Annotated in this window: 20 protein-coding genes and 1 pseudogene; 17 read left to right on the forward strand and 4 right to left on the reverse strand. The window is 59.4% G+C overall.

Annotated features, from left to right (window positions below; genetic code table 11):
- Positions 1 to 110: 110 nt before the first annotated feature.
- Positions 111 to 737, reverse strand: coding sequence for a dTMP kinase (locus AB4N85_RS08725; protein WP_252867611.1), 627 nt, complete (start codon positions 735 to 737; stop codon positions 111 to 113).
- Positions 738 to 841: 104 nt separating this feature from the next.
- Here AB4N85_RS08725 and AB4N85_RS08730 point away from each other — a divergent pair, with 104 nt between their 5' ends.
- From AB4N85_RS08730 to AB4N85_RS08775, 10 genes are all read left to right on the forward strand, one after another.
- Positions 842 to 1,903: an SDR family oxidoreductase gene (locus AB4N85_RS08730; protein ID WP_252867612.1), complete on the forward strand. Its 1,062-nt coding sequence runs from the start codon at positions 842 to 844 to the stop codon at positions 1,901 to 1,903.
- Positions 1,904 to 2,276: 373 nt separating this feature from the next.
- The gene (locus tag AB4N85_RS08735) at positions 2,277 to 2,792 is read left to right on the forward strand and encodes an HvfX family Cu-binding RiPP maturation protein (protein ID WP_024012969.1); all 516 of its coding nucleotides are present in this window, start codon (positions 2,277 to 2,279) and stop codon (positions 2,790 to 2,792) included.
- Positions 2,793 to 2,853: 61 nt separating this feature from the next.
- Positions 2,854 to 3,273 (forward strand): organic hydroperoxide resistance protein, encoded by a 420-nt coding sequence (locus AB4N85_RS08740; protein ID WP_252867614.1) that lies wholly within the window; start codon positions 2,854 to 2,856, stop codon positions 3,271 to 3,273.
- A gap of 111 nt (positions 3,274 to 3,384) precedes the next feature.
- Positions 3,385 to 4,269 carry an HvfB family MNIO-type RiPP peptide maturase gene (locus tag AB4N85_RS08745; protein ID WP_252867615.1) on the forward strand — a complete coding sequence of 295 codons (885 nt, stop codon included), beginning with the start codon at positions 3,385 to 3,387 and terminating at the stop codon, positions 4,267 to 4,269.
- Positions 4,262 to 5,053 carry an HvfC family RiPP maturation protein gene (locus AB4N85_RS08750; RefSeq protein WP_460067740.1) on the forward strand — a complete coding sequence of 264 codons (792 nt, stop codon included), beginning with the start codon at positions 4,262 to 4,264 and terminating at the stop codon, positions 5,051 to 5,053. Before AB4N85_RS08745 ends, AB4N85_RS08750 begins: the two co-directional genes overlap by 8 nt.
- A 252-nt stretch (positions 5,054 to 5,305) precedes the next feature.
- Positions 5,306 to 5,773, forward strand: coding sequence for an HvfA family oxazolone/thioamide-modified RiPP metallophore (locus AB4N85_RS08755; protein WP_041480354.1), 468 nt, complete (start codon positions 5,306 to 5,308; stop codon positions 5,771 to 5,773).
- A gap of 210 nt (positions 5,774 to 5,983) precedes the next feature.
- Positions 5,984 to 6,199, forward strand: coding sequence for a tautomerase family protein (locus AB4N85_RS08760; protein ID WP_024012974.1), 216 nt, complete (start codon positions 5,984 to 5,986; stop codon positions 6,197 to 6,199).
- Positions 6,196 to 6,852, forward strand: a complete 657-nt coding sequence (locus AB4N85_RS08765) for a DsbA family oxidoreductase (protein WP_150742177.1) — start codon at positions 6,196 to 6,198, stop codon at positions 6,850 to 6,852. Before AB4N85_RS08760 ends, AB4N85_RS08765 begins: the two co-directional genes overlap by 4 nt.
- A 97-nt stretch (positions 6,853 to 6,949) precedes the next feature.
- Complete coding sequence (locus AB4N85_RS08770; protein ID WP_252867617.1) at positions 6,950 to 7,978, forward strand: D-cysteine desulfhydrase family protein; 1,029 nt, start codon at positions 6,950 to 6,952, stop codon at positions 7,976 to 7,978.
- An 84-nt stretch (positions 7,979 to 8,062) separates the two neighbouring features.
- Positions 8,063 to 8,692, forward strand: a complete 630-nt coding sequence (locus tag AB4N85_RS08775; protein WP_252867618.1) for a cysteine hydrolase family protein — start codon at positions 8,063 to 8,065, stop codon at positions 8,690 to 8,692.
- A gap of 81 nt (positions 8,693 to 8,773) precedes the next feature.
- Here the strand turns inward: AB4N85_RS08775 and AB4N85_RS08780 are convergent, their stop codons facing one another.
- Complete coding sequence (locus AB4N85_RS08780) at positions 8,774 to 9,595, reverse strand: outer membrane protein OmpK (protein WP_252867619.1); 822 nt, start codon at positions 9,593 to 9,595, stop codon at positions 8,774 to 8,776.
- Between the two features lie 667 nt (positions 9,596 to 10,262).
- Between AB4N85_RS08780 and AB4N85_RS08785 the strand changes: the two genes are divergently transcribed.
- The 5 genes from AB4N85_RS08785 to AB4N85_RS08805 all read left to right on the forward strand — a co-directional run bounded on the left by AB4N85_RS08785 (position 10,263) and on the right by AB4N85_RS08805 (position 15,583).
- Positions 10,263 to 11,285, forward strand: a complete 1,023-nt coding sequence (locus AB4N85_RS08785) for an ABC transporter substrate-binding protein (protein WP_252867620.1) — start codon at positions 10,263 to 10,265, stop codon at positions 11,283 to 11,285.
- A 75-nt stretch (positions 11,286 to 11,360) separates the two neighbouring features.
- Positions 11,361 to 12,386, forward strand: a complete 1,026-nt coding sequence (locus tag AB4N85_RS08790) for an aromatic ring-hydroxylating dioxygenase subunit alpha (protein ID WP_133337697.1) — start codon at positions 11,361 to 11,363, stop codon at positions 12,384 to 12,386.
- 60 nt (positions 12,387 to 12,446) lie between these two features.
- Complete coding sequence (locus tag AB4N85_RS08795; protein ID WP_252867621.1) at positions 12,447 to 13,289, forward strand: ABC transporter ATP-binding protein; 843 nt, start codon at positions 12,447 to 12,449, stop codon at positions 13,287 to 13,289.
- 19 nt (positions 13,290 to 13,308) lie between these two features.
- Positions 13,309 to 14,112 (forward strand): ABC transporter permease, encoded by an 804-nt coding sequence (locus AB4N85_RS08800; RefSeq protein WP_252867622.1) that lies wholly within the window; start codon positions 13,309 to 13,311, stop codon positions 14,110 to 14,112.
- A 40-nt stretch (positions 14,113 to 14,152) separates the two neighbouring features.
- Positions 14,153 to 15,583, forward strand: coding sequence for an amidohydrolase family protein (locus AB4N85_RS08805; protein WP_252867623.1), 1,431 nt, complete (start codon positions 14,153 to 14,155; stop codon positions 15,581 to 15,583).
- Positions 15,584 to 15,737: 154 nt separating this feature from the next.
- On the opposite strand, the gene AB4N85_RS08810 is transcribed toward AB4N85_RS08805, so the two are convergent.
- Positions 15,738 to 16,619: a LysR family transcriptional regulator gene (locus AB4N85_RS08810; protein WP_252867624.1), complete on the reverse strand. Its 882-nt coding sequence runs from the start codon at positions 16,617 to 16,619 to the stop codon at positions 15,738 to 15,740.
- A 108-nt stretch (positions 16,620 to 16,727) separates the two neighbouring features.
- Here AB4N85_RS08810 and AB4N85_RS08815 point away from each other — a divergent pair, with 108 nt between their 5' ends.
- Both AB4N85_RS08815 and AB4N85_RS08820 read left to right on the forward strand, forming a co-directional pair.
- Positions 16,728 to 17,729, forward strand: coding sequence for a zinc-dependent alcohol dehydrogenase family protein (locus tag AB4N85_RS08815; RefSeq protein WP_460067748.1), 1,002 nt, complete (start codon positions 16,728 to 16,730; stop codon positions 17,727 to 17,729).
- A gap of 45 nt (positions 17,730 to 17,774) precedes the next feature.
- A pseudogene (locus AB4N85_RS08820) lies at positions 17,775 to 17,915 on the forward strand (cysteine hydrolase); the annotation flags it as partial.
- A gap of 46 nt (positions 17,916 to 17,961) precedes the next feature.
- Here AB4N85_RS08820 and AB4N85_RS08825 read toward each other — a convergent pair.
- Complete coding sequence (locus AB4N85_RS08825) at positions 17,962 to 19,962, reverse strand: amidohydrolase (RefSeq protein ID WP_125916275.1); 2,001 nt, start codon at positions 19,960 to 19,962, stop codon at positions 17,962 to 17,964.
- Between the last annotated feature and the right edge of the window lie 182 nt (positions 19,963 to 20,144).

Consider the following 20,144-nt stretch of genomic DNA (forward strand, 5'->3'; position numbering starts at 1 on the left):
ATACGGGGCTCCAGCACATATTCGCAACGCTGGAGCCCCGTTTTTTTGTGCAATGGCACTTTCCGCGCTGCCTGTCTTAGTCGACCGTGATCTGCCTTGAGGGACTGGCGCTAAGGAACGCGCAGGCGGCTCATCACCCGATTAATCTCCCCTACCACCCGCCCCGTCGCCTCCTCGATCGTTCCCTCATTGCGGCAAATAAACCAACCCTGATCGGCAGCGACTTGTTCAAAAGCCTGGGTACAGTCGACATGCTCCTCCAGACCGCGAAGCACAGTACTGCTCAAGCCACGCCGTCGCGCCCCCGCCCTCGCCCACGAAATCTCCGCCGCCGTGACCACGCCAACATGCAGGTCGGGCACCTGAACGTTGCGATCACGGTTTAATTGCAGGATTTCAGCAAACGGGACTATCCGGCGAAACGCCGCATCGGATGGATACCAGCGATCGATCAGGATGATGCTGTCGGTGGGTTGTCTGGTCAGCACGTTTCGGGAAATCCAGCTGCGGCTATCAGCGAGGCGTTGGCAGACTTCCAGTTCCAGATCCCGGTCAGGATGACGGACGAGTCGGTTCACCAGATGCATTGTCTCGCCCCTGAACGGGTCGCTTTTTTTCTCGCACAGTCGGATCACTTTCTGGTTGTCTGCCCTCAGGACTTCAGTGATGGCCTCCAACAGCGAGGTTTTGCCGACGCCTTTGGGGCCATCCAGAGCGACAAACAGCGGACGAGTCATTTTTCTCACAGGCTTTAACGGGGAGTAGCGCGCACTCTAACGGATTTTCAGGTTGAACCTCTTCTGCTCAGGCGGACTCCCAAACCTGAATTCAGGAGAAACCTATGACCCAGACAGCTCTAGTCGTGGGCGCCAGCGGCATTGTCGGCAGCGCCATCACCCAGTTACTCATCGACAACCAGTGGCAAGTCGCCGCGCTGTCGAGGCATCCGTCGCAAGCGCCAGGCGTGATCCCTGTCGCGGCGGACCTTCAGGATCCTGCTTCTCTGGAACAGGCGCTGAAAGATTTGAAACCCACGCATGTGTTCATTACCACATGGTCGCGGCAAGCCACGGAGGCCGAGAACATTCGCGTCAATGCCGCCATGGTGCGCAACGTGCTCTCGGCCATTCGCCCAGCCAAAAGCGTCAAACACGTAGCACTGGTTACCGGCCTGAAGCACTACCTCGGCCCGTTCGAAGCCTATGGTAAAGGCAGCCTGCCGCAGACACCGTTTCGCGAAGAGCAGGGTCGTCTGGATGTCGAGAATTTCTATTACGCTCAGGAAGACGAACTCTTCGCCGCGGCGGAAAAGGACGGTTTCACTTGGAGCGTTCATCGCCCGCATACCGTCACTGGGGTGGCCGTGGGCAACGCGATGAACATGGCAACCACCCTCGCCGTCTATGCCTCGATTTGCAAACACATCAATCGCCCCTTTGTGTTTCCCGGTTCCAGGGTGCAATGGGACAGTCTCACTGACATGACCGATGCGCGGCAGTTGGCGAAACAACAACTGTGGGCGGCCACCACCCCGGCTGCGGCCAACCAGGCGTTCAACGTCACTAATGGCGATGTATTCCGGTGGAAATGGATGTGGAGCCGAATTGCCGAATACTTCGACCTGCCTGCTGCTGACTATCCCGCGTCACCTTCTCCTCTAGAGAAGCAGATGGCGGACGATCAAGCCGTATGGGCGCAAATAGTCGCCAAGCACGGTTTGAAAGAGTCCGACATTGGACGTCTGATTTCCCCATGGCATACCGATGCCGACCTTGGTCGCCCTATCGAAGTGGTCACGGATATGTCGAAAAGCCGCCTGATGGGCTTCACTGCCTACCAGGCGAGCGATCAGGCATTTTTCGACGTGTTCGACAAACTGCGGGAGATGCGCTTGATCCCTTAGGCGGTTCCAGACAGATAAGGTGGGCACCTGGCGTGCCCCCTCATTCAACAGTCATTTCCACGCCCTCGCCCCCCACATCTGCGACTTTCATTCGCCCTGTGAAATCCTCCTGCCAGTCACCGGCAGAACGCAGCCAATCGTATAGCCCAACTCCAAAATAGCGCCTTCGACAGGCACTGCTCTGTATCCAAGTGTGTACGGACGCAAACACGTTACACAACATTGATCTTCCCGCCCCCTCAGACACAAGCGAGATACACCAACAGGATGAACTGCGCCCACGGCCAGCGCAGTGCTGCTGTGCCTGACACCTGTCATTGGGAGCACCTGAAGGGCTTCCACTTTCTTGACGACAAGTCGGAGGATTAAACCCATGCAAACAAACGCGTTATCGGTCTTGAATCGGCTGCACCTTAATCTCGATCGTGCTGGAGACTGGATCGCACCGTTAAGCCTGCGCGTGTTTCTGGCCTGGGAATTTTTTGAAGCGGGATGGGAAAAGTGGAACGGTGAGAACTGGTTCCCGAGCATTCAAGGGGCCTTTCCTTTTCCCTTCAATCAGCTGCCGGCTACGTTCAATTGGCAGTTATCCATGTGGGCAGAACTGCTCTGTTCCATTGCTTTGCTTGTAGGCCTGGGAACTCGGCTATCGGCGCTCATCCTCATAGTGGTGACCGTCGTGGCAACTGCCGCAGTTCACTGGCCAGCACACTGGTCGACGTTGAGCGAACTGGCTATGGGCTACTCCATCAGCAACAAAGGCTACGGCAATTTCAAGCTGCCGTTGATCTATCTCGTCGCACTTCTGCCACTGGTATTCACAGGCGCCGGCAAGCTAAGCCTGGATGCATTCATCGGTCGGTATCTCAAGCGTTTGAATGCACGCTGAGTGTTATCGCGTCACCGAGGTTATCGCTCTCAACCCCCGCTAGTTAATCAGGAGTTTCACCATGACCCATATTGATAAAGTGCTGTACACCGGCAAAGTCCATACCTCTTCGGGTGGACGCAATGGCACTGCCCTCAGTGACGATGGCCGACTGGATATAAAGCTGTCATCGCCTGGCACCTCTGGCGCCGGTACCAACCCAGAGCAGTTGTTCGCCGCAGGTTGGTCGGCCTGTTTTATCGGCGCGATGGGGCTTGCGGCGAGCAAGCTGAAAGTCACCCTCCCGGTTGACCTTGCCGTTTACGCCGAAGTGGATCTAGGCACAACCGATGGTGCTTATTTCCTCCAGGCTCGCCTCAACGTCTTCCTTCCCGGGCTGGATCGCAACGTCGCTCAAGACCTGATCGATACCGCACACCAGACATGCCCGTACTCCAAAGCGACGCGGAACAACATCAACGTGGTGATCAACCTCGTTTGAGCAGAACCGTGGCGGGTTTCAATCGCCCGATTCACACCCTCGGCTGCCAACGGTGACCGTGGAGGTGCTGTGGATCGGGGGTTTCAGACGTCGAATCGGAGTATTTAGCTCATGCAAACGAACACTTCATCATCAACGCATTTAGATCCACAGCTTCCCCCTGCGGCGACCGTCGGGCTCGGGTTGCGCCGTGCGCTGCTCAACACGCTTCGTGACGCTCCAGTCGGGGATTTCGATTTTCTAGAGGTTGCTCCAGAGAACTGGATCGGCATCGGCGGCGCGCATGGAGCGGCCCTGCAGATGCTAGCTGAACGTTATCCGCTGTCATGCCATGGTCTGTCACTTTCGCTGGGTGGCAGTGCGCCGCTGGACGAGTCTTTTCTTGAGCAAGTCCGCGGGTTTCTCGATCGCTTCAACGTGCCGTTCTATAGCGAACACCTGAGTTACTGCAGTGACGATGGCCATCTCTACGACCTGCTGCCGTTGCCATTCACTGAGGAGGCAGTTCATCACGTTGCGGCGCGCATCCGTCGTGCACAGGACATTCTCGGTCGTCGTCTTGCTGTAGAAAACGTCTCCTACTACGCCGCTGCTCATCAGGACATGGACGAACTTGCTTTTACCAATGCAGTGCTCCGCGAGGCCGATTGCGACCTGTTGCTCGACGTTAACAATGTGTACGTCAACTCAGTCAACCACCGCTTTGATCCAGCGGTTTTCCTCGCCGGCCTGGAACCCGAACGCGTAGTCGCCATGCACGTGGCTGGGCATTACGACGAAGCCGAGGACCTGATCATCGACACCCATGGTGCGTCGGTCAAACCGGTAGTCTGGTCATTGCTGCGGCAGGCTTATGGCCTTTTCGGCGTGAAGCCAACCCTGCTGGAGCGCGATTTCAACTTTCCGTCCTACGACGAACTGGTGGCTGAGTTGAACACCATCAAGCGCTTGCAACGCGACGCGGGTGCTTTGGCGCGGGTGACTGTCGATGGCTGACTCCACTTCAAGTCTGCACAGTCAGCAGCTCGCGCTGACCCGTTACCTGCGTGACCCGGACAGTTATGCGCCGCCTGCGCAGATGAATCCCGCGAGAGCGCAGGTCTACCTCAACCTGGTGTTGAACAATCTGTTGGGGTTGCTGGGTGGAACGTTTCCGGTGCTGATTGCCGTGCTGGGTGATGCCGGTTGGCGTGCGCTGGTACGACGTTTTTTGCGTGACTACCGCGCGCAAACACCACGCTTCGGAGAAATTGCTCGTGAGTTTGTAGACTTCGTAGCAAGCCTGGAAGACTCGCCTGGCTTTGAGCATCCCTGGTACCCGTTCTTGCCTGAATTGGCGCATTACGAGTGGGTGGAGATGGCGCTGCAACAGTTGGACGCTGCGCCTTTAAAGCCCAGTGATGCGGCGCATTTACTCGATCGTCCCCTCAGGCTTTCCCCGCTCGTCTGGCCGTTGGCTTACACCTGGGCCGTACATCGTCTCGGCCCAGGCCACTTGCCTTCTGAACCGCCAGAACAACCGACGTTGCTGCTGATCAGCCGTGTGCCGAGTGGCCAGGTGCAATTCTCCCAGGTCAGCCCTCTCGCGTTCCGTTTGTTGCAGCGGATCGAGCACTTCCCTGACATGGATGGACGAGCGCAGTTGCACGCTTTGGCTGCGGAGGCTGGTGCATCAGACGTGACCAGCTTCGTTGCTGACGCACTGGCTCTGCTGCGCAAGCTGCATGAGCAAGCTGTCGTCGGGGTAGCAGCGACACCCGTTTTAAAGCTGTTGTCCTGACTGACGCGCAAAGGCTGAGGTCAGTTTTTGTATCTCTATGTACCCAAACGCGAAGTCTTGGGATTGGCTTACAAATGCTCCTCTCGCCGATACATCGCCGATACATGACTCCCGCTAAATAGGCCTGCCCGAATAAGGTCGCTCTGTCGAAGTGGAAGACGCTTGCGCCCTTTGCCTTGAGCTTCCTTGAGGGTCTATCCGCCCTGTGGCATGAACCGCGGCCTCGCCGCGCAAAGCATCTGGAGAAGCACTATGTACCGTAAACCAATGTCGAACAAAACCAGTCTCGGCCTGGCCGCAATTGCTTTAGCCGGTGGCATGAGCCTGGCATCGTCTGCCGCTTTTGCTGTTGAGCCATTGCCCCAAGGCTACCAACTGGCATCGGCCGATAAAACCGGCGAAGGCAAGTGTGGCGAAGGCAAATGCGGCGCCAGCGAAGCCAGCGACAAGTCCGCTACTGCCGAAGGCAAGTGCGGTGAAGGCAAATGTGGGGACGACTCTTTCGCCCGCACAGATACCGACCATGATGGCCTCGTCTCTCTTAAAGAGCTGCTGGCTGTGGCACCTCAGGGCGGTGAAGAATTCAAAGCGATGGACACCAACCACGATGGTTTTCTTTCGGAAGGTGAGGTCTACAAGTTCAGAACCAACCAGTACATCTCCAATGGCAAAAAAGTCCCAACCGAGCTATTTACCCGCATGAGCAAAGCGCAGAACTGATTCCTCCCGCCGTAGCATTCGCCCTCCCCGCGCCTGCAGCCAGGGAGGGCGATCTACTTTCTGCAAAGCGCTCAATGTTAAATGCGGATTGATTACACAGCGTTATAAGTGATGTTCTCCGCCCCTGATTTATCCCCTGAACGCAACACTCTAAAGTCGATCCCACTGCTCCCCTTCATATCGATGGGGTGCCTACAGGAGACTTATCCCATGCCTTTCATCAGCGTTCGTATCACTCGCGACGGCGTTACCAAAGAACAGAAATCCCAAGTCATCGCCGAGATCACCAAAACCATGCAAACCGTCCTCAACAAGGACCCGCACCTCACCCATATCGTCATTGAAGAGGTCGACACCGATAACTGGGGCTATGCCGGAATTACCACCACCGAGTACCGCCAACAGCTGGCGGAGTCGAAGAAATGACTTTCCCCGTCCGTATCGACTTTGTGTCGGATGTGGTGTGCCCCTGGTGCGCACTCGGCGCCACAGCGCTGGAACAAGCCATCGCGAACGTTGCCGGCGAGGTTGCCGTAGAACTGACCTTCAAGCCGTTCGAACTGAACCCGGACATGCCGGCCGAGGGCGAGCACGCCATCAAGCACATGATGCGCAAATACGGGCGCAGCGCCGAAGAAGTCGCCTCGCGCAATGAAATGATCGTCGCGCGTGGCAATGCCATCGGTTTTCAGTTCGACCTGGACAAGCGCAGCCATTTCTACAACACCTTCGATGCCCATCGCCTTCTGCTCTGGGCCGTGCAGGAAGGCCGCCAGGTCGCGCTGAAGAAAATCCTGATCGAGGCTTATTTCACCAATGGCGAGAACCCCAGCGACCACGAAACACTGGTGCGCCTGGCCGGTGAAGCTGGACTTTCAACCACCCGCGCCCGCGAGATTTTGACTAGCGAGGCATTCGCTCTCGAGGTCCGTGAACTTGAAGGCTTTTATCTTGAGCGCGGGATTAACTCGGTCCCGGCCATGGTGCTGAACGGTCGTCAGTTGGTGTCCGGATCGCTATCAGTCAAGGAATACGAACAAATCCTCAGGCAAGTCGCACGAGAGTCCGCCACAGCCTGACAAAGCGACTTAACTGCAATCTCAGTTATTAAGCATTTCGCCGGGGCTTGTTGAAGTGACCGCCCCACTTCCTTCCATCAACGTCAAGTGAACCGTCATGCCTCACGACTTGAATCAACTGGAAACTGCGCTGGCTGCTTACCCCCGAGTGGCGCTGCTGGAAGGCCCGACACCGATGCAGAAACTGTCCCGCCTGAGCCGGGCAGCCGAACTGCATGGCTGCAACCTGTACGTCAAACGCGATGATCTGATGGGCCTCGGCGGTGGTGGTAACAAACTACGCAAACTCGAATTCCTGCTTGGCGAAGCATTGGCCGAAGGCGCGGACACACTGGTTACCTGGGGCGGTTTTCAATCCAATCACGCCCGGCTGACCGCCGCCGTCGCCGCCCGCCAAGGTTTGGCCTGCGAGCTGATCCTGACCGCGTCGGCGGTGCGCAGTGATGATGATTTTTGCCATAACGGCAACGTATTGCTCGATGATCTGTTTGGCGCAAAGGTTCATCGACTGCCGCGGGGTTTGACGCCGGACAGCTACGCTGGCGAATTGCTCAAAGCGCTCAAAAGCCAAGGCAAAAAACCCTTCCTCATACCATTGGGCGGCTCCAGCCCCAGGGGCAGTCTGGGCTACGCCGCTTGTGCGGGAGAGATTCTCCGTCAGGCGGACGCGCTCGGCTTTCACTTCGAGCGGATCATCATCCCCAACGGCAGCGCAGGGACCCATTCAGGACTGCAGGCCGGTCTGGCACTGGCTCGATCATCAACCGAAGTGATCGGCTACTCGGTGTTGGCAACTGAGGAGCAGGCCACGGCCGCGACCCTGGAAAAAACTCGGGAAACCTTGCAGCTCCTGGACCCGTCCGCAACCCTTGTGGAAAGCGCAATCACTGTGGATGGCAGTCAACGTGGCGACGCCTATGGCGCCCCCACCGAATCGATGCTCGAAGCGGTCCGGCTGCTGGCCTCCGTTGAGGGCTTGCTGACGGATCCGGTCTACGGTGGCAAGGCCTTCGCCGGGTTGCTCGCTGCCGTGCGCCGGGGTGACTACCCGCCAGGAAGCAATCTACTGTTTGTGATGACCGGCGGCTTGCCTGGCCTCTTTGCCTACCGCAGCGCCTTCAACTGACTTGAGCTTTTTCGTCGTCATAAAAAACTGATGCCCGGGCGAGCCCACGGCATCGGTCACTCAACTTGCGTGGAGTACATCGTCATGTCGAACGCCTCTTACCCGCTGAACCGCACCGCTTATCTGCTGGTCGATCCGTACAACGATTTTCTCTCGGAAAACGGCAAGGTCTTCCCCTTGATCAAGCCGATTGCCGAGCAGGTCGGGCTGCTCGACAACCTGCGAGCCCTCGATCGCGCCGTACGGGCGCAGAACATTCCGGTGGTCATCGTGCCGCACCACCGCTGGGAACATGGCGACTACGACGGCTGGGATCATCCAACACCGACCCAATGCAAAATCATGCACATGCACCACTTCGCACGCGGTGAATGGGGCGGCGAATGGCATCCCGATTTCGCACCGAAGGACGGCGACATTGTCGTGCAGGAGCACTGGGGCTCCAGCGGCTTTGCCAATACCGACCTTGATTTTCGTTTGAAGCAGAAAGGTATCACCCACGTCATCATCGTCGGCCTGCTCGCCAACACCTGCATCGAAGCGACCGCCCGCTACGCCTCGGAACTGGGCTACCACGTCACGCTGGTGCGCGATGCGACCGCCGCTTTCCGTACGGAAATGATGCACGCCGCCCATGAGTTGAACGGGCCGACTTTCGCTCACTCAATCGTCACCACCCAGGAATTGATTGAGGCGCTGGCAGCGCAGGTGTAATGGCGAGGAACCTCACCGATTTCGCCAGTTGGCCGAGGTGGTGCGTCAAGGCCGCTTTCTGCAATGGGCGATCGGCCCCCGTCAAAAATGCACCTTGAGCAAGAGACTCAACGCGTTCTGGTCGGTAGGGAATCCGCTCGTGTCTTCAATCCCGTATTTATTCGACCAGTAATCCCACTCAAGTCCCGCATAAAAACGTTTTTGCTGTTGCCCCAGCGCCTTGCCCACGTCGTATTTGACTTGTGGGTTGAAGTGAAAGCTCCTGGCCACATAGTTGGAGGTGCCTTTGTTGCCGACGTCGTTGACGTACCACTCCAGATAGCCGTCGAAAAGAATGTCGGAGCGACCCACCGGGAGGGTCATGGACCAGGTCGGGTTGATCTGCCATTGACCTGAGGCCTTACCGGTGATGCCGTCGGGTTTGCGGTAGTAGGTATTCAGGGAAAAGCGATCGAAGCCTGGAAGCATGAGGTCGACAGCAGGACCCAGCAGGTATTTGCGATTGCGGTTTTCACCGCGCTCGTAGGTGGCGGCGATGAGGACGTCCTTGACGATGCCATAGCTCAGGGAGCGGTCACTGATTTTGCCCAGCGACAGCCGTGGGGAGAATTCACCGTAGTAGGAATGGCCGTCGGCACCCGAGAGTCCGCTGGACCATTTGTTGTCGACGAACATGAAGATATCGCCCCACGTCCAGCCGCTGGCGTGCTCGAAGCTCAGCGTTTGCTGAGTATCGTCGCCTGTGCCGTCGACTTTGAAATGCTGGCCGTAGAGGTAGCTCAAGCTGTTGTCGTTCCACAACAGAGGGCCAGCTTCGGCGCCGGCGCTGGCCAGCGCAAACAGCGGAGGCAGGCTGCGACGCAGCAGCGAAGGTGCAAGTAATGGAATACGCGATGCTTTCATGGGCTGCCCTTTTCAGGTGATTGGCGGATATCACCGGCAAGGCATGGCCGAGCTGCGGATCAAGCAGCTGCTCTGGCCCTCAAATTAACGAGGGGCGACCCTTGCCGGGTACGCGGCGTAATGCCGCCAGAGCAATGCCCTGCACCTCGGGTCCTGTTGAGAGCCCACTGTGCTGACCGCTTCTACTCGATTCCGGACTAAGCAGAGGTTGTGCCAACTGAGCGAATACAATCTTCAACCCTCATTCAGCACAATCGATGCGTAAAACTGAATACTTTGCAGCCATCGGTTGTGCACCAGATTGAGGCGCGCCCACTTGAATTCGCACCGTTGCGATTCGCCTACCCACCTCCTGCTGATTGCCTCGCCCGCCGGATCCCGTGAGGGCGGGCCTGCGACGGCTTGGCACACTTTTGGCTATTACCACTTTCGAGTAGAAGCGGTCAGTGCCAGCAATGGCACCGGGCATTGCTCTTGCGCCCTTCCCTGTGGGCGTACGTCCGATTGGATGCTTGAACGCGGCGCCAGCGCCCCGGGCAAGAGAGAAGTGTCAGCCGTGTAACTACGCATACGCGCCCTCTCTCCTCCCCTTGTTCTCTCCAATCGGTCCCGCGCTGGCGTGCCGATTGGCGCGCGGCGGTTTTCGAATCGTTGTGGAGAACACATCATGAAAATTCGCTTTGCCTTGGGTCAACCGCTTCGCTCGCTACTGGCCACGGCGCTTGTGCCCGCCGCCCTGATCGCGTCTCCACTGGCTTCGGCCAATGACAAGGTGGTGCTGCTCACTTCCTGGTATGCCCAAGCCGAACAGGGTGGTTTCTACCAGGCCCTGGCGGATGGACTGTATGAAAAAGAAGGCCTGGACGTGACCATCCGCATGGGTGGCCCGCAGGTCAATGGCATGCAGCTGCTGCTCAACAAGCAGGCCGATTTCATCGTCAACTACGACTTGCAGATTCTCAAAAGTGTGGAGCAAGGCATGCCGGTGGTGGCCGTGGCCGCGCCCTTTCAAGGTGACCCTCAGGGTCTGCTGACCCATGCCGATGTGAGCGGCCTGGATGCCTTGCAGAACAAGCAGGTGCTGGTTTCCACCTCCGGCCAGCAAACCTGGTGGCCGTGGCTCAAGGGCAAATATCAGCTCAAGGACAGCCAGGCCCGTCCCTACACCTTCAACCTGCAACCCTTCCTCGCGGACGCCAACACCACGCAGCAGGCCTATGCCAGCTCCGAGTTGTTCCAGGCGTTGAAGGCCGGGGAGAAAGCCAACTTCTTCCTGTTTGCCGACGCCGGTTACCCGCCCTACGGCTCGACCCTGGCCACTCGCCAGGACGTGATCGATCAGCATCCTGAGCGAGTCCAGCGCTTTGTTCGCGCCTCGATGGAGGGCTGGAAGCGCTACCTCGACAACCCGAGCGCCAACCACCTGATCAAGGCCGACAACCCGAACATGAGCGATGAATTGCTCGCCTGGGGCTTGTCGACGCTCAAGCAATATCGCCTGGTCACCGGCGGTGATGCAGCCACCCAAGGCATCGGCGTGATGAGCGATGCGCGCTGGCAGGCCACGCGCAATTTCATGGTCGAAGCCGGCCTGCTCGGTGCCGATGCGCCTTGGCAGAAGGCCTACACCACGCGCTTCGTCGAGGACTTGAAGGTACTGCCTGGCGCCGAACAGTCCGCCAGCCGCTGAGCCTGATTGCAAGACTGTTGAACCCAGAGCCCGAGCCCAAGAGCCGGCTGAACGAATACCGTGAGGACACTTGTTATGTTGGTCACCAAACAACCTGTATTGCGCCGTTTCTGGTATGCCCTGCTGCCCATGACCGCGCTGGATGCCGGCCCGCAGCCCTTCACTTTACTCGGTGAGGCGCTGGTGCTGTGGAAGCGCCCCGACGGCACCCCGGTGGCCATGCGCGACCGTTGCTGCCACCGCACCGCCAGGCTATCGAAAGGTTTTGTCAGCGAGGACGGTAACATCGCCTGCGGCTATCACGGCTGGGAATATGATTGCACCGGCACCTGCGTGAAGATCCCGCAAAACCCCGCTGGCATGATTCCGCCGGGCGCCTCCGTCCAGGCCTTTCACTGCCAGGAAAAATACGGCTACGCCTGGGTCGCCCTCGACGATCCTCTGCAACCAATCCCTGAGTTTCCCGAGGATGGCGCCCCGGGCTACCGGCGCATCTTCCAGTTTTATGAAGAGTGGAAAACCAGCCCGCTGCGGGTCATGGAAAACTCCTTTGACAACTCGCATTTTTCCTTCGTCCACAAAGCCAATTTCGGCCTTTTCGACCAGCCCGCGCCGGCCGGCTACGAGTTTCGCGAAACCGACTATGGCTTCGAGGCGGAGACGCGGGTGCCGATCCGCAATCCTGAGGAAAGCTATCGCATCACCGGGACCCGCGAGCCGATCACCCAGCGCCACCTGATCAATCGCTATTACCTGCCCTTCTCCCGGCGCTTTGGCTGCATGTACCCGGACAGCGGCATACACCACATCATCTACAACTGCGCGACACCCATGGAAGACGGGCGCCTGATGCTGGTCCAGTGGTTGTATCGCAATGACAGCGAAGAGCAATGCTCGACCCAGGAACTGATCGACTGGGACGCAGCGATCACCGCCGAAGACCGCGACATCCTCGAAGCCACCGATTACGACGCCTGTGTCGATACTCGCCGGCGAGTGGAACTGCACATGCCGTCGGACAAGCCTGGCCTGGTGATTCGCCGGCAATTGCTGGGCCTGCTCGAAGCCCACGGTGAAAGTGAAGTGTTCCTCAGCCATTGAAGTCAGCGCCCCGGTGTGCCGGGGCTTTACCGGACGCTCATGACCCAAGGGGAGAGCGCTATGTTGATGCAAACCATAACTGGGGCCAACGCCCTGCCACAGGCGTTGCCACGGGGCGACAGCGTCGGCGTGCAAACGCCACTGTTCGCCAATCAGGTGGAAAAAACCTACAGCAACGGCACCCAGGCCTTGAGCCGGGTGAAGCTGGCCATTCAGCGCGGCGAGTTCGTTTCATTGCTCGGCCCGTCGGGCTGCGGCAAGAGCACCCTGCTGAAAATGTTCGCCGGCCTCGAAAAGCCCTCCGCCGGCCACGTGCGCTGGTGGGGCAAAGACAGCCCGGCCAGCCCGACCCAAGGGCAAAGCCTGGCGATGGTTTTCCAGGAGGCGACCCTGATGCCTTGGGCGAAGGTCAGCGACAACGTGCGCCTGCCGCTGGATCTGGCCAATGTGCCCAAAACCCAGAGCCAGCCAAAAGTCGACGCTGCCCTTGCTCTTGTCGGCTTGGACCGCTTCAGCCAGGTGTACCCGCGAGAACTGTCCGGCGGCATGCAAATGCGCGCGTCCATTGCCCGGGCCTTGGCCACCGAGCCCAATCTGCTGTTGATGGACGAGCCCTTCGGCGCCCTGGATGAGTTCACCCGCAACAAGCTCGACAGCGACCTGCGTCAGCTGTGGGCTAGCCGCGACCTGACCGTGGTGTTCGTCACCCACAGCATTTTCGAGGCCGTCTACCTGTCATCGCGGGTGGTGGTGATGGGTGCGCGCCCGGGCCGAGTAATCGCCGACATCGAAATCGACGGCCCGTTGGAACGAGACGAGGCCTACCGCACCTCTGCGGCCTTTATCGCGCAGTGCGCACGTCTGTCCCAGCTCCTGGCCCAGGCCAATGGCGATCCTTGCTGACTTTATTGAGAGCCCGCTCATGAACCCGTCCTTTACTCCCTGGTTACGTCATCCCGCGGTGTTGCGCATCGTCTCGCCGCTGCTGCTCGGCGCGGTATTGCTGGGTCTGTGGCAATTGGCATGTGTGGCCTGGAAGGTGCCGGTGTATCTGGTGCCCTCCCCGGTCGATATCGGCCGAACGCTGATCAGCGATGGCCCGATGCTGTTCGGTGCATTGTGGATGACCTTGAAGATCACTTTTTTCTCGTTTGCCCTGGCGGTGCTTATCGGCACCCTGGCGGCGTTTGTGTTTGTGCAGAGCCGCGTGCTGGAAGCCAGCCTGTTTCCCTACGCCATCCTGTTGCAGGTGACGCCGGTGGTGGCCGTGGCACCGCTGATCATCATCTGGTGCAGCAACACCACGCTGGCGTTGATTATTTGCGCGACCCTGGTGGCGATTTTCCCGATCATCGCCAACACCGTACTCGGCTTGCGCAGCGTCAACCCCGGCCTGCTCAATCTGTTCCGCCTGAACCGCGCCAGCCGCTGGCAGGTGCTGTTGCGCCTGCGCATTCCCAGCGCCCTGCCGTGTTTTTTTGCCGGGCTGCGCATTGCCAGCGGGCTGGCGTTGATCGGCGCGGTGGTGGCGGAGTTCGTCGCCGGCACCGGGGGCACCGGTGCAGGGCTGGCGTATCAGATCCTCCAGGCCGGCTTTCAACTGAATATTCCAAGGCTGTTCGCTGCCCTGCTGCTGATCGCCTTGACCGGTGTCGCGTTATTCAGCCTGATGGCCGTGCTGGCCCGGTTGAGCCTGCGCAACTGGCACGAAAGCGAACTCGGCTGAACCTTTTAATCCGCCGCAGGCGCGGCGCATGGAGCCTCACATGAAGCTTGAAAATAGCTGGCTGGTACGTAACGCCAGCGCCATCCTCACCGGTTTGTCCGGTGCGGCGGCGCGCCATGCCGGGCCTGATATCCGTATCGTCGACGGCCGCATCAGCGCCATCGGCGCCCTGCAACCCCAGCCCGGCGAGCGAGTGCTGGATGCCACCGATTGCGTGGTCTACCCGGCGTGGGTCAATACCCACCATCACCTGTTTCAATCGCTGCTCAAAGGCATTCCCGCAGGTATCGACCAGAGTCTGGGAGCCTGGCTGGGTGCCGTGCCCTATCGCTATCGCGGCGCGTTTGACGAGCAAAGCTTTCGCCTCGCCGCGCGCATTGGCCTGGTCGAATTGGCACGATCCGGCTGCGCCACCGTCGCAGACCATCATTACCTGTACTTGCCGGGCATGGACTTTGACAGTGCCGAGGTGCTGTTCGAGGAAGCCGAACGGCTGGGGCTGCGGTTTGTTCTCTGCCGTGGCGGAGCCACGCAAGCACGACAAGCCGAAGGCAAGTCCGTGGCCGGGCCGGAGACCCTGGAGCAATACCTGGACGACGTCGAGCGTCTGGTGCGGCGCTACCACGACCCGGCCGCTGATGCCTGGCGGCGGGTGGTGATGGCGCCCACCAGCCCGCCCTACTCCATGCCTGCCGAACACCTGCGCGAAACCGCCCGGGTCGCCCGGCGACTGGGCATTCGCCTGCACAGCCATCTGAGCGAAACCGTCGAATATCAAAATGAGGTGCAGCAACGCCACGGCATGTCGCCAGTGGCGTTCTGTGCCGAACACGAGTGGCTCGGCCCGGACGTGTGGTTCGCGCATTTAGTGAAACTCGACGCCGAGGAAATCCGCATGCTCGGGGCCAGCGGTACGGGCATTGCGCATTGCCCGCAAAGCAATGGCCGCCTGGGCAGTGGCATTGCCGATGTGGTGGCCATGGAGGCTGCGGGAATGCCGGTGTCGATTGGCGTGGATGGCGCCGCCTCCAACGAGGCCTGCGACATGATCAGCGAAACCCACGCCGCCTGGCTGATGCAACGGGCCAGACTTGGCGATCGGGCCCGCCCGCGTTATGCCGGCGGTGACGAGGAAGGCGGTGCCAGCGCGGCCACGGTGGAAGACGTGGTGCGCTGGGGTACGTCTGGCGGGGCTCGGGTGCTGGGGCTGGACGCCGTGGGCAGCGTGCAAGTGGGCATGGCGGCCGACCTGGCGATCTACCGCCTGGACCAGCCGCGATACTTCGGCCTGCATGACCCGGCGATCGGGCCGGTGGTGGGCGGAGGACGCCCGACGTTGCGCGCCTTGCTGGTCGCTGGGCGGTTGACCGTACACGACGACCAGTTGCCTGACTTCGACCTGGCCGAACTCGGCGCCCAGGCCCGGGACGCGGTGCGGCGGTTGCAGCAGGCCGCAGGCGTACGCTCATGAGCTGGTCTCCCCGGCACGTGCTGCCGTGCCAATACTCGGCCGCATCAAATGTCTGGTAGATGGAAAAATACGGCAGTAATCGACTTGGGACTGTCATCAGATAGTTTGATGGTCCCGGAGAAGAAAGCAGCGGACGGCGTATGACAAGGCGCTGCTACAACAATTGCTCGCGTAGAAAATCGATGAACGCCATTGTCCGCGCTGAACGTCGTCGCTCGCGGCTGAGTACGGCGCTGACCGGCAGCGCGCTGGTCTGATAGTTGTCGAGTACGGTACTCACCCTGCCCTGCTCAACGTCAGCTGTGAACAGCCATTGCGGTGAGAGGGAAATGCCCAGGCCGGAGAGCACCATTTCGCGGATGGCCTCGCTGCTGTTGCTGGTGACGTTGCCCTGGATACCTACATCGAACGCTTGGCCGAGGTGCGTAAAGGTCCAACGGTCGTAATGCTCCAGCAACGTGAAGGCGATGCAGTTGTGACCTGACAGTTCGCTGGGCTCACGTGGCACGCCGTGCAGAGCCAGGTAACCGGGCGCGGCATAGACACGCCGTGGGCTATCGCCCAGTGGCAGTGCCACCAATCCCTCGCTCTTCACCGCGCCAATGCGGATAGCCAGATCGATGTTTTCCTTGAGCAGGTCTTCATTATGGTCACTCAGCCGCAGGTCAATCCGCACACCTGGATGGCGTTGCAGGAAAATCCCTATGAGCGGTGCGATGCATAACCTTCCATAACTGACCGGGGCGGCGACTCGTAAAGGGCCGGCGATCTGCTCCTGGCCACTGGTGAAGCTTCGCGTGGCAGTTTCGACGTGGCCGAGAATTTCCTGGCAGTGGTCGTAGAAGCGTTGACCTTGGTCGGTCAGGGCCAGGTGCCGAGTGCTGCGTGCGAACAATGGCCCACCCAGGTACTGCTCCAGCGCGCGCACTTGCTTACTCACTGCTGGCTGCCCCATGTTCAGTTCACGGGCGACCGCCGAGAAAGACCCGCGCTCCACGACGCGAACAAAGACATGCATGCTGTCGAACAGATCCATCGACGATTGGTTCTCTTTGGGGAATAAGTCATATGCAAATTGGGTTTCTTATCGGAATGATTAAAGCGCGGCAATCTGTAAGCGTCCATCCCAACACAGGTTCCCGTCATGAAACATTCCATGCTTGCCGCCATCGCCGAGTCCGCTCAATCCCCTCTGGCCATCCGTCACATCGACCGCCCTGTTCCCGGTAAGGGGCAAGTACTGGTCAAGGTTCACGCCGCAGGGGTCAATCCGCTCGATACCAAAATTGCCGCCGGCGCAGGGGCCCACGCCCGCCAAACGCTGCCGGCGGTGCTCGGCCTTGATCTTGCCGGTACGGTGGTCGAAGTGGGCGAAGCGGTCGAGGGGTTCACCCCGGGCCAGGAAGTCTTCGGCATGCCCGGCGGGATCGGCGGTGCCCAAGGCACCATGGCCGAGTATATTGCCGTGGATGCCCGCCTGATCGCGGTCAAGCCACACACCCTCAGCATGCGTGAGGCGGCTGCATTGCCTTTGGTATTCATCACCGCGTGGGAAGGTCTGGTCGATCACGCCAATGTCCGCTCTGGTCAGCGTGTCCTGATTCATGGGGGCGCGGGTGGGGTCGGCCAAGTGGCTGTGCAACTGGCCAAGGCACGCGGTGCCGATGTCTACGCCACCGGCTCGGCGGGCAGTCTCGACTTCATACGCTCGCTGGGGGCCACGGCGATCGACTATCAGGCTCAGAGCGTTGAGGATTATGTCGAGCACTACACCGCCGGCGAAGGGTTCGACATTGTCTACGACACCGTCGGCGGCAGCACGCTGGATGCATCATTCAAAGCCGTGAAAGCCTATACCGGGCACGTGCTGAGCTGCCTGGGTTGGGGCCAGCACAGCCTGGCACCGTTATCGTTCAAAAGTGCCTCCTACTCGGGCGTCTTCACCCTGGCACCACTGCTCACCGGCAAAGGACGCGAACACCACGGCGCTATCCTGCGCGAGGCTGCTGCGCTGGCCAATGCGAGTCAACTGACGATCCGCGTGGATCAACAGCACTTTGCGCCGCAGGACGTCAACGAGGCATTTCGCCAAGTCGCCGAAGGCCGCGGCAAGGGCAAGACGGTGATCGAGTTTGTGGCTGCCTAGTTCCTTGTAATCTCTTTAGAGCGCACTCGGCCAAACGCGTGCGCAATGGTCCGCAACGTCCTCGCCGCCATTCTCCCAGCCAAAAGCGTCAAACACGTAGCACCCCACGAGTTGAACGGGCCGACCTTCGCTCATTCAATCGTGACCACCCAAGAATTGATTGACGCGCTGGCAGTGCAGGAGTAATGGCCGATGACCCTCATAGGATAGCTGATCGATCACCGGCCCATTTCTACACGGCCCAACAGGAGCAGCCCAAGGCACCAAAAAAACTTCGGGGGTCCGATACTGGAGCATTGGATCCCCATGCACCGGCATGATCGTGACCGTGCAGGCCGCAAAAGCTTGCGCAGCCGCACGAGGCCGCGACTTGGGCGCGCAGCGGAGCCAGCGAGTTTCTGCCTGCTCCGTCTGGGTCTCCCCAGGCGCCATAACCTTTAAAGGTACGCGTCGGCGACCAGTCAGGCATGGCGGGCGGTAGCGGGTTGTCGTCAAACCTGGCGAATTGGCCGGCCCCGTAAACCACGCGCCCGCCAACCACGGTCATATCGGCGGTAAGAAATGAAATCTCCTCTTCAGGCACAGAGAAGTAGTCCTTACTTGGCACAATCAGGTCAGCAAAGTGACCGGTCTGGATGCGACCACGTTTGCCCTCTTCGTTAGAAAACCAGGCGACATTCTCTGTCCACATCCGCAACGCCGCTTCGCGATCAAGCAGGTTTCGTTGAGGGTACAGATTCAGACCGCCCACCGTTTTACCGGTTACCATCCAGGATAGCGAAACCCAGGGGTTGTAGGAGGCAACCCGGGTGGCATCGGTGCCTGCAGACACTTTCACCCCTTTTTCCAGTATGCGCGCTACGGGCGGGGTCGCTTGCGCCGCACGGGCGCCGTAGCGCTCGACGAAGTACTCCCCCTGATAAGCCATACGATGTTGTACAGCGATGCCACCGCCGAGCGCGGCGATACGGTCGATTGATTTGTCCGAGATGGTTTCGGCATGATCAAAGAACCAATTGATGCCAGCGAGGGGGATGTCCTCGTTGACCTTCTCAAATACATCCAGCGCTCGGGTAATGGTTTCGTCGTAGGTGGCATGCAACCGCCACGGCCATCGGTTCTCTGCGAGGATGCGCACAACTTCCTCCAGTTCTCCCTCCATCTCGGGCTGCAGGTCCGGTCGCGGCTGGCGAAAATCTTCGAAGTCGGCAGCGGAAAACACCAACATTTCGCCCGCGCCGTTGTGACGGAAGTAGTCGTTTCCTTGCTTGTACTTAACGCTGGAGGTCCACTTGAGGAAATCCTCCTTCTCTTCCTTGGGTTTCTGAGTGAACAGGTTGTAAGCCAACCTGACCGTCATTTGCCCATCGTTGTCCAACTTCTGGATCACTGCGTAATCGTCGGGATAGTTTTGGAAACCGCCGCCCGCATCAATAACCCCTGTCACACCCAAGCGATTGAGCTCGCGCATGAAATGGCGAGTGGAGTTGACCTGATAGTCGAAGGGCAACTTCGGTCCCTTGGCCAACGTGGCGTAAAGGATCGTCGCGTTGGGCGTGGCCAACAGCAGGCCCGTAGGCGCACCATTGGCATCGCGGTAAATTTTCCCGCCTGGTGGCTCGGGGGTATCTCGGGTGTAGCCGACCGCGCGCAAGGCCGCACCATTGAGCAAGGCCCGGTCATAGAGATGCAGAAGAAATACAGGTGTATCGGGCGCGATCGCATTGATCTCGGCTATGGTTGGCAAACGCTTTTCAGCGAACTGGTGTTCAGTGAAGCCACCTACCACGCGAACCCACTGCGGTGCTGGTGTGTTAGCCACTTGGCGCTTGAGCATGTCCATGGCGTCAGCCAGTGAACGCACACCGTCCCAGCGCAATTCCAGATTGTAGTTAAGGCCGCCGCGGACCATGTGGGTATGGTTATCGACTAAGCCAGGGAGCACACAACGGCGCTTGAGGTCGACAACTTTTGTGGCTGAGCCAGCCAGCGCCAGGACTTCCTGGTCTGACCCTACAGCCAGAAACTTGCCGTCTTTGATTGCAACGGCGTGGGCGACTGGGTTGGCGCGATCCAGTGTAGTGATCTCGCCATTGTGGAAAATGATGTCCGGAATGGAATCGGTCATATTCGGCCCTTCCCTACTTAGAGTTTCGGAAAAAGCGCTGCGTCCAAAGACACCCCCTAACGCTAAGGTGGAGGCGGCCTGGAGAAGTTTTCGGCGCGATGTCATAGGTAGAGGCCTCACAGATATAAAGCCCGTTTCCAGGGCCTTCAGGGAATAGCGAACCTCGAGAACCGGTTACTCACGTCTGACTGGACGTTTTAGACTGCATACATCCTCATGCTCCACCTCGTGTTTTGGACAATAACGCCGATGGGTGGAGCTATCGCGTCAGCGCTGCGCGACAGCTC

This window comes from Pseudomonas sp. H1_G08 (assembly GCF_054681355.1).

Bases quoted from the DNA above. Each gene is read 5' to 3' on its own strand.
- AB4N85_RS08725 (WP_252867611.1), bottom strand. From the start codon at position 737: ATGACTCGTCCGCTGTTTGTCGCTCTGGATGGCCCCAAAGGCGTCGGC.
- AB4N85_RS08730 (WP_252867612.1), top strand. From the start codon at position 842: ATGACCCAGACAGCTCTAGTCGTGGGCGCCAGCGGCATTGTCGGCAGC.
- AB4N85_RS08735 (WP_024012969.1), top strand. From the start codon at position 2,277: ATGCAAACAAACGCGTTATCGGTCTTGAATCGGCTGCACCTTAATCTC.
- AB4N85_RS08740 (WP_252867614.1), top strand. From the start codon at position 2,854: ATGACCCATATTGATAAAGTGCTGTACACCGGCAAAGTCCATACCTCT.
- AB4N85_RS08745 (WP_252867615.1), top strand. From the start codon at position 3,385: ATGCAAACGAACACTTCATCATCAACGCATTTAGATCCACAGCTTCCC.
- AB4N85_RS08750 (WP_460067740.1), top strand. From the start codon at position 4,262: ATGGCTGACTCCACTTCAAGTCTGCACAGTCAGCAGCTCGCGCTGACC.
- AB4N85_RS08755 (WP_041480354.1), top strand. From the start codon at position 5,306: ATGTACCGTAAACCAATGTCGAACAAAACCAGTCTCGGCCTGGCCGCA.
- AB4N85_RS08760 (WP_024012974.1), top strand. From the start codon at position 5,984: ATGCCTTTCATCAGCGTTCGTATCACTCGCGACGGCGTTACCAAAGAA.
- AB4N85_RS08765 (WP_150742177.1), top strand. From the start codon at position 6,196: ATGACTTTCCCCGTCCGTATCGACTTTGTGTCGGATGTGGTGTGCCCC.
- AB4N85_RS08770 (WP_252867617.1), top strand. From the start codon at position 6,950: ATGCCTCACGACTTGAATCAACTGGAAACTGCGCTGGCTGCTTACCCC.
- AB4N85_RS08775 (WP_252867618.1), top strand. From the start codon at position 8,063: ATGTCGAACGCCTCTTACCCGCTGAACCGCACCGCTTATCTGCTGGTC.
- AB4N85_RS08780 (WP_252867619.1), bottom strand. From the start codon at position 9,595: ATGAAAGCATCGCGTATTCCATTACTTGCACCTTCGCTGCTGCGTCGC.
- AB4N85_RS08785 (WP_252867620.1), top strand. From the start codon at position 10,263: ATGAAAATTCGCTTTGCCTTGGGTCAACCGCTTCGCTCGCTACTGGCC.
- AB4N85_RS08790 (WP_133337697.1), top strand. From the start codon at position 11,361: ATGTTGGTCACCAAACAACCTGTATTGCGCCGTTTCTGGTATGCCCTG.
- AB4N85_RS08795 (WP_252867621.1), top strand. From the start codon at position 12,447: ATGTTGATGCAAACCATAACTGGGGCCAACGCCCTGCCACAGGCGTTG.
- AB4N85_RS08800 (WP_252867622.1), top strand. From the start codon at position 13,309: ATGAACCCGTCCTTTACTCCCTGGTTACGTCATCCCGCGGTGTTGCGC.
- AB4N85_RS08805 (WP_252867623.1), top strand. From the start codon at position 14,153: ATGAAGCTTGAAAATAGCTGGCTGGTACGTAACGCCAGCGCCATCCTC.
- AB4N85_RS08810 (WP_252867624.1), bottom strand. From the start codon at position 16,619: ATGGATCTGTTCGACAGCATGCATGTCTTTGTTCGCGTCGTGGAGCGC.
- AB4N85_RS08815 (WP_460067748.1), top strand. From the start codon at position 16,728: ATGAAACATTCCATGCTTGCCGCCATCGCCGAGTCCGCTCAATCCCCT.
- AB4N85_RS08825 (WP_125916275.1), bottom strand. From the start codon at position 19,962: ATGACATCGCGCCGAAAACTTCTCCAGGCCGCCTCCACCTTAGCGTTA.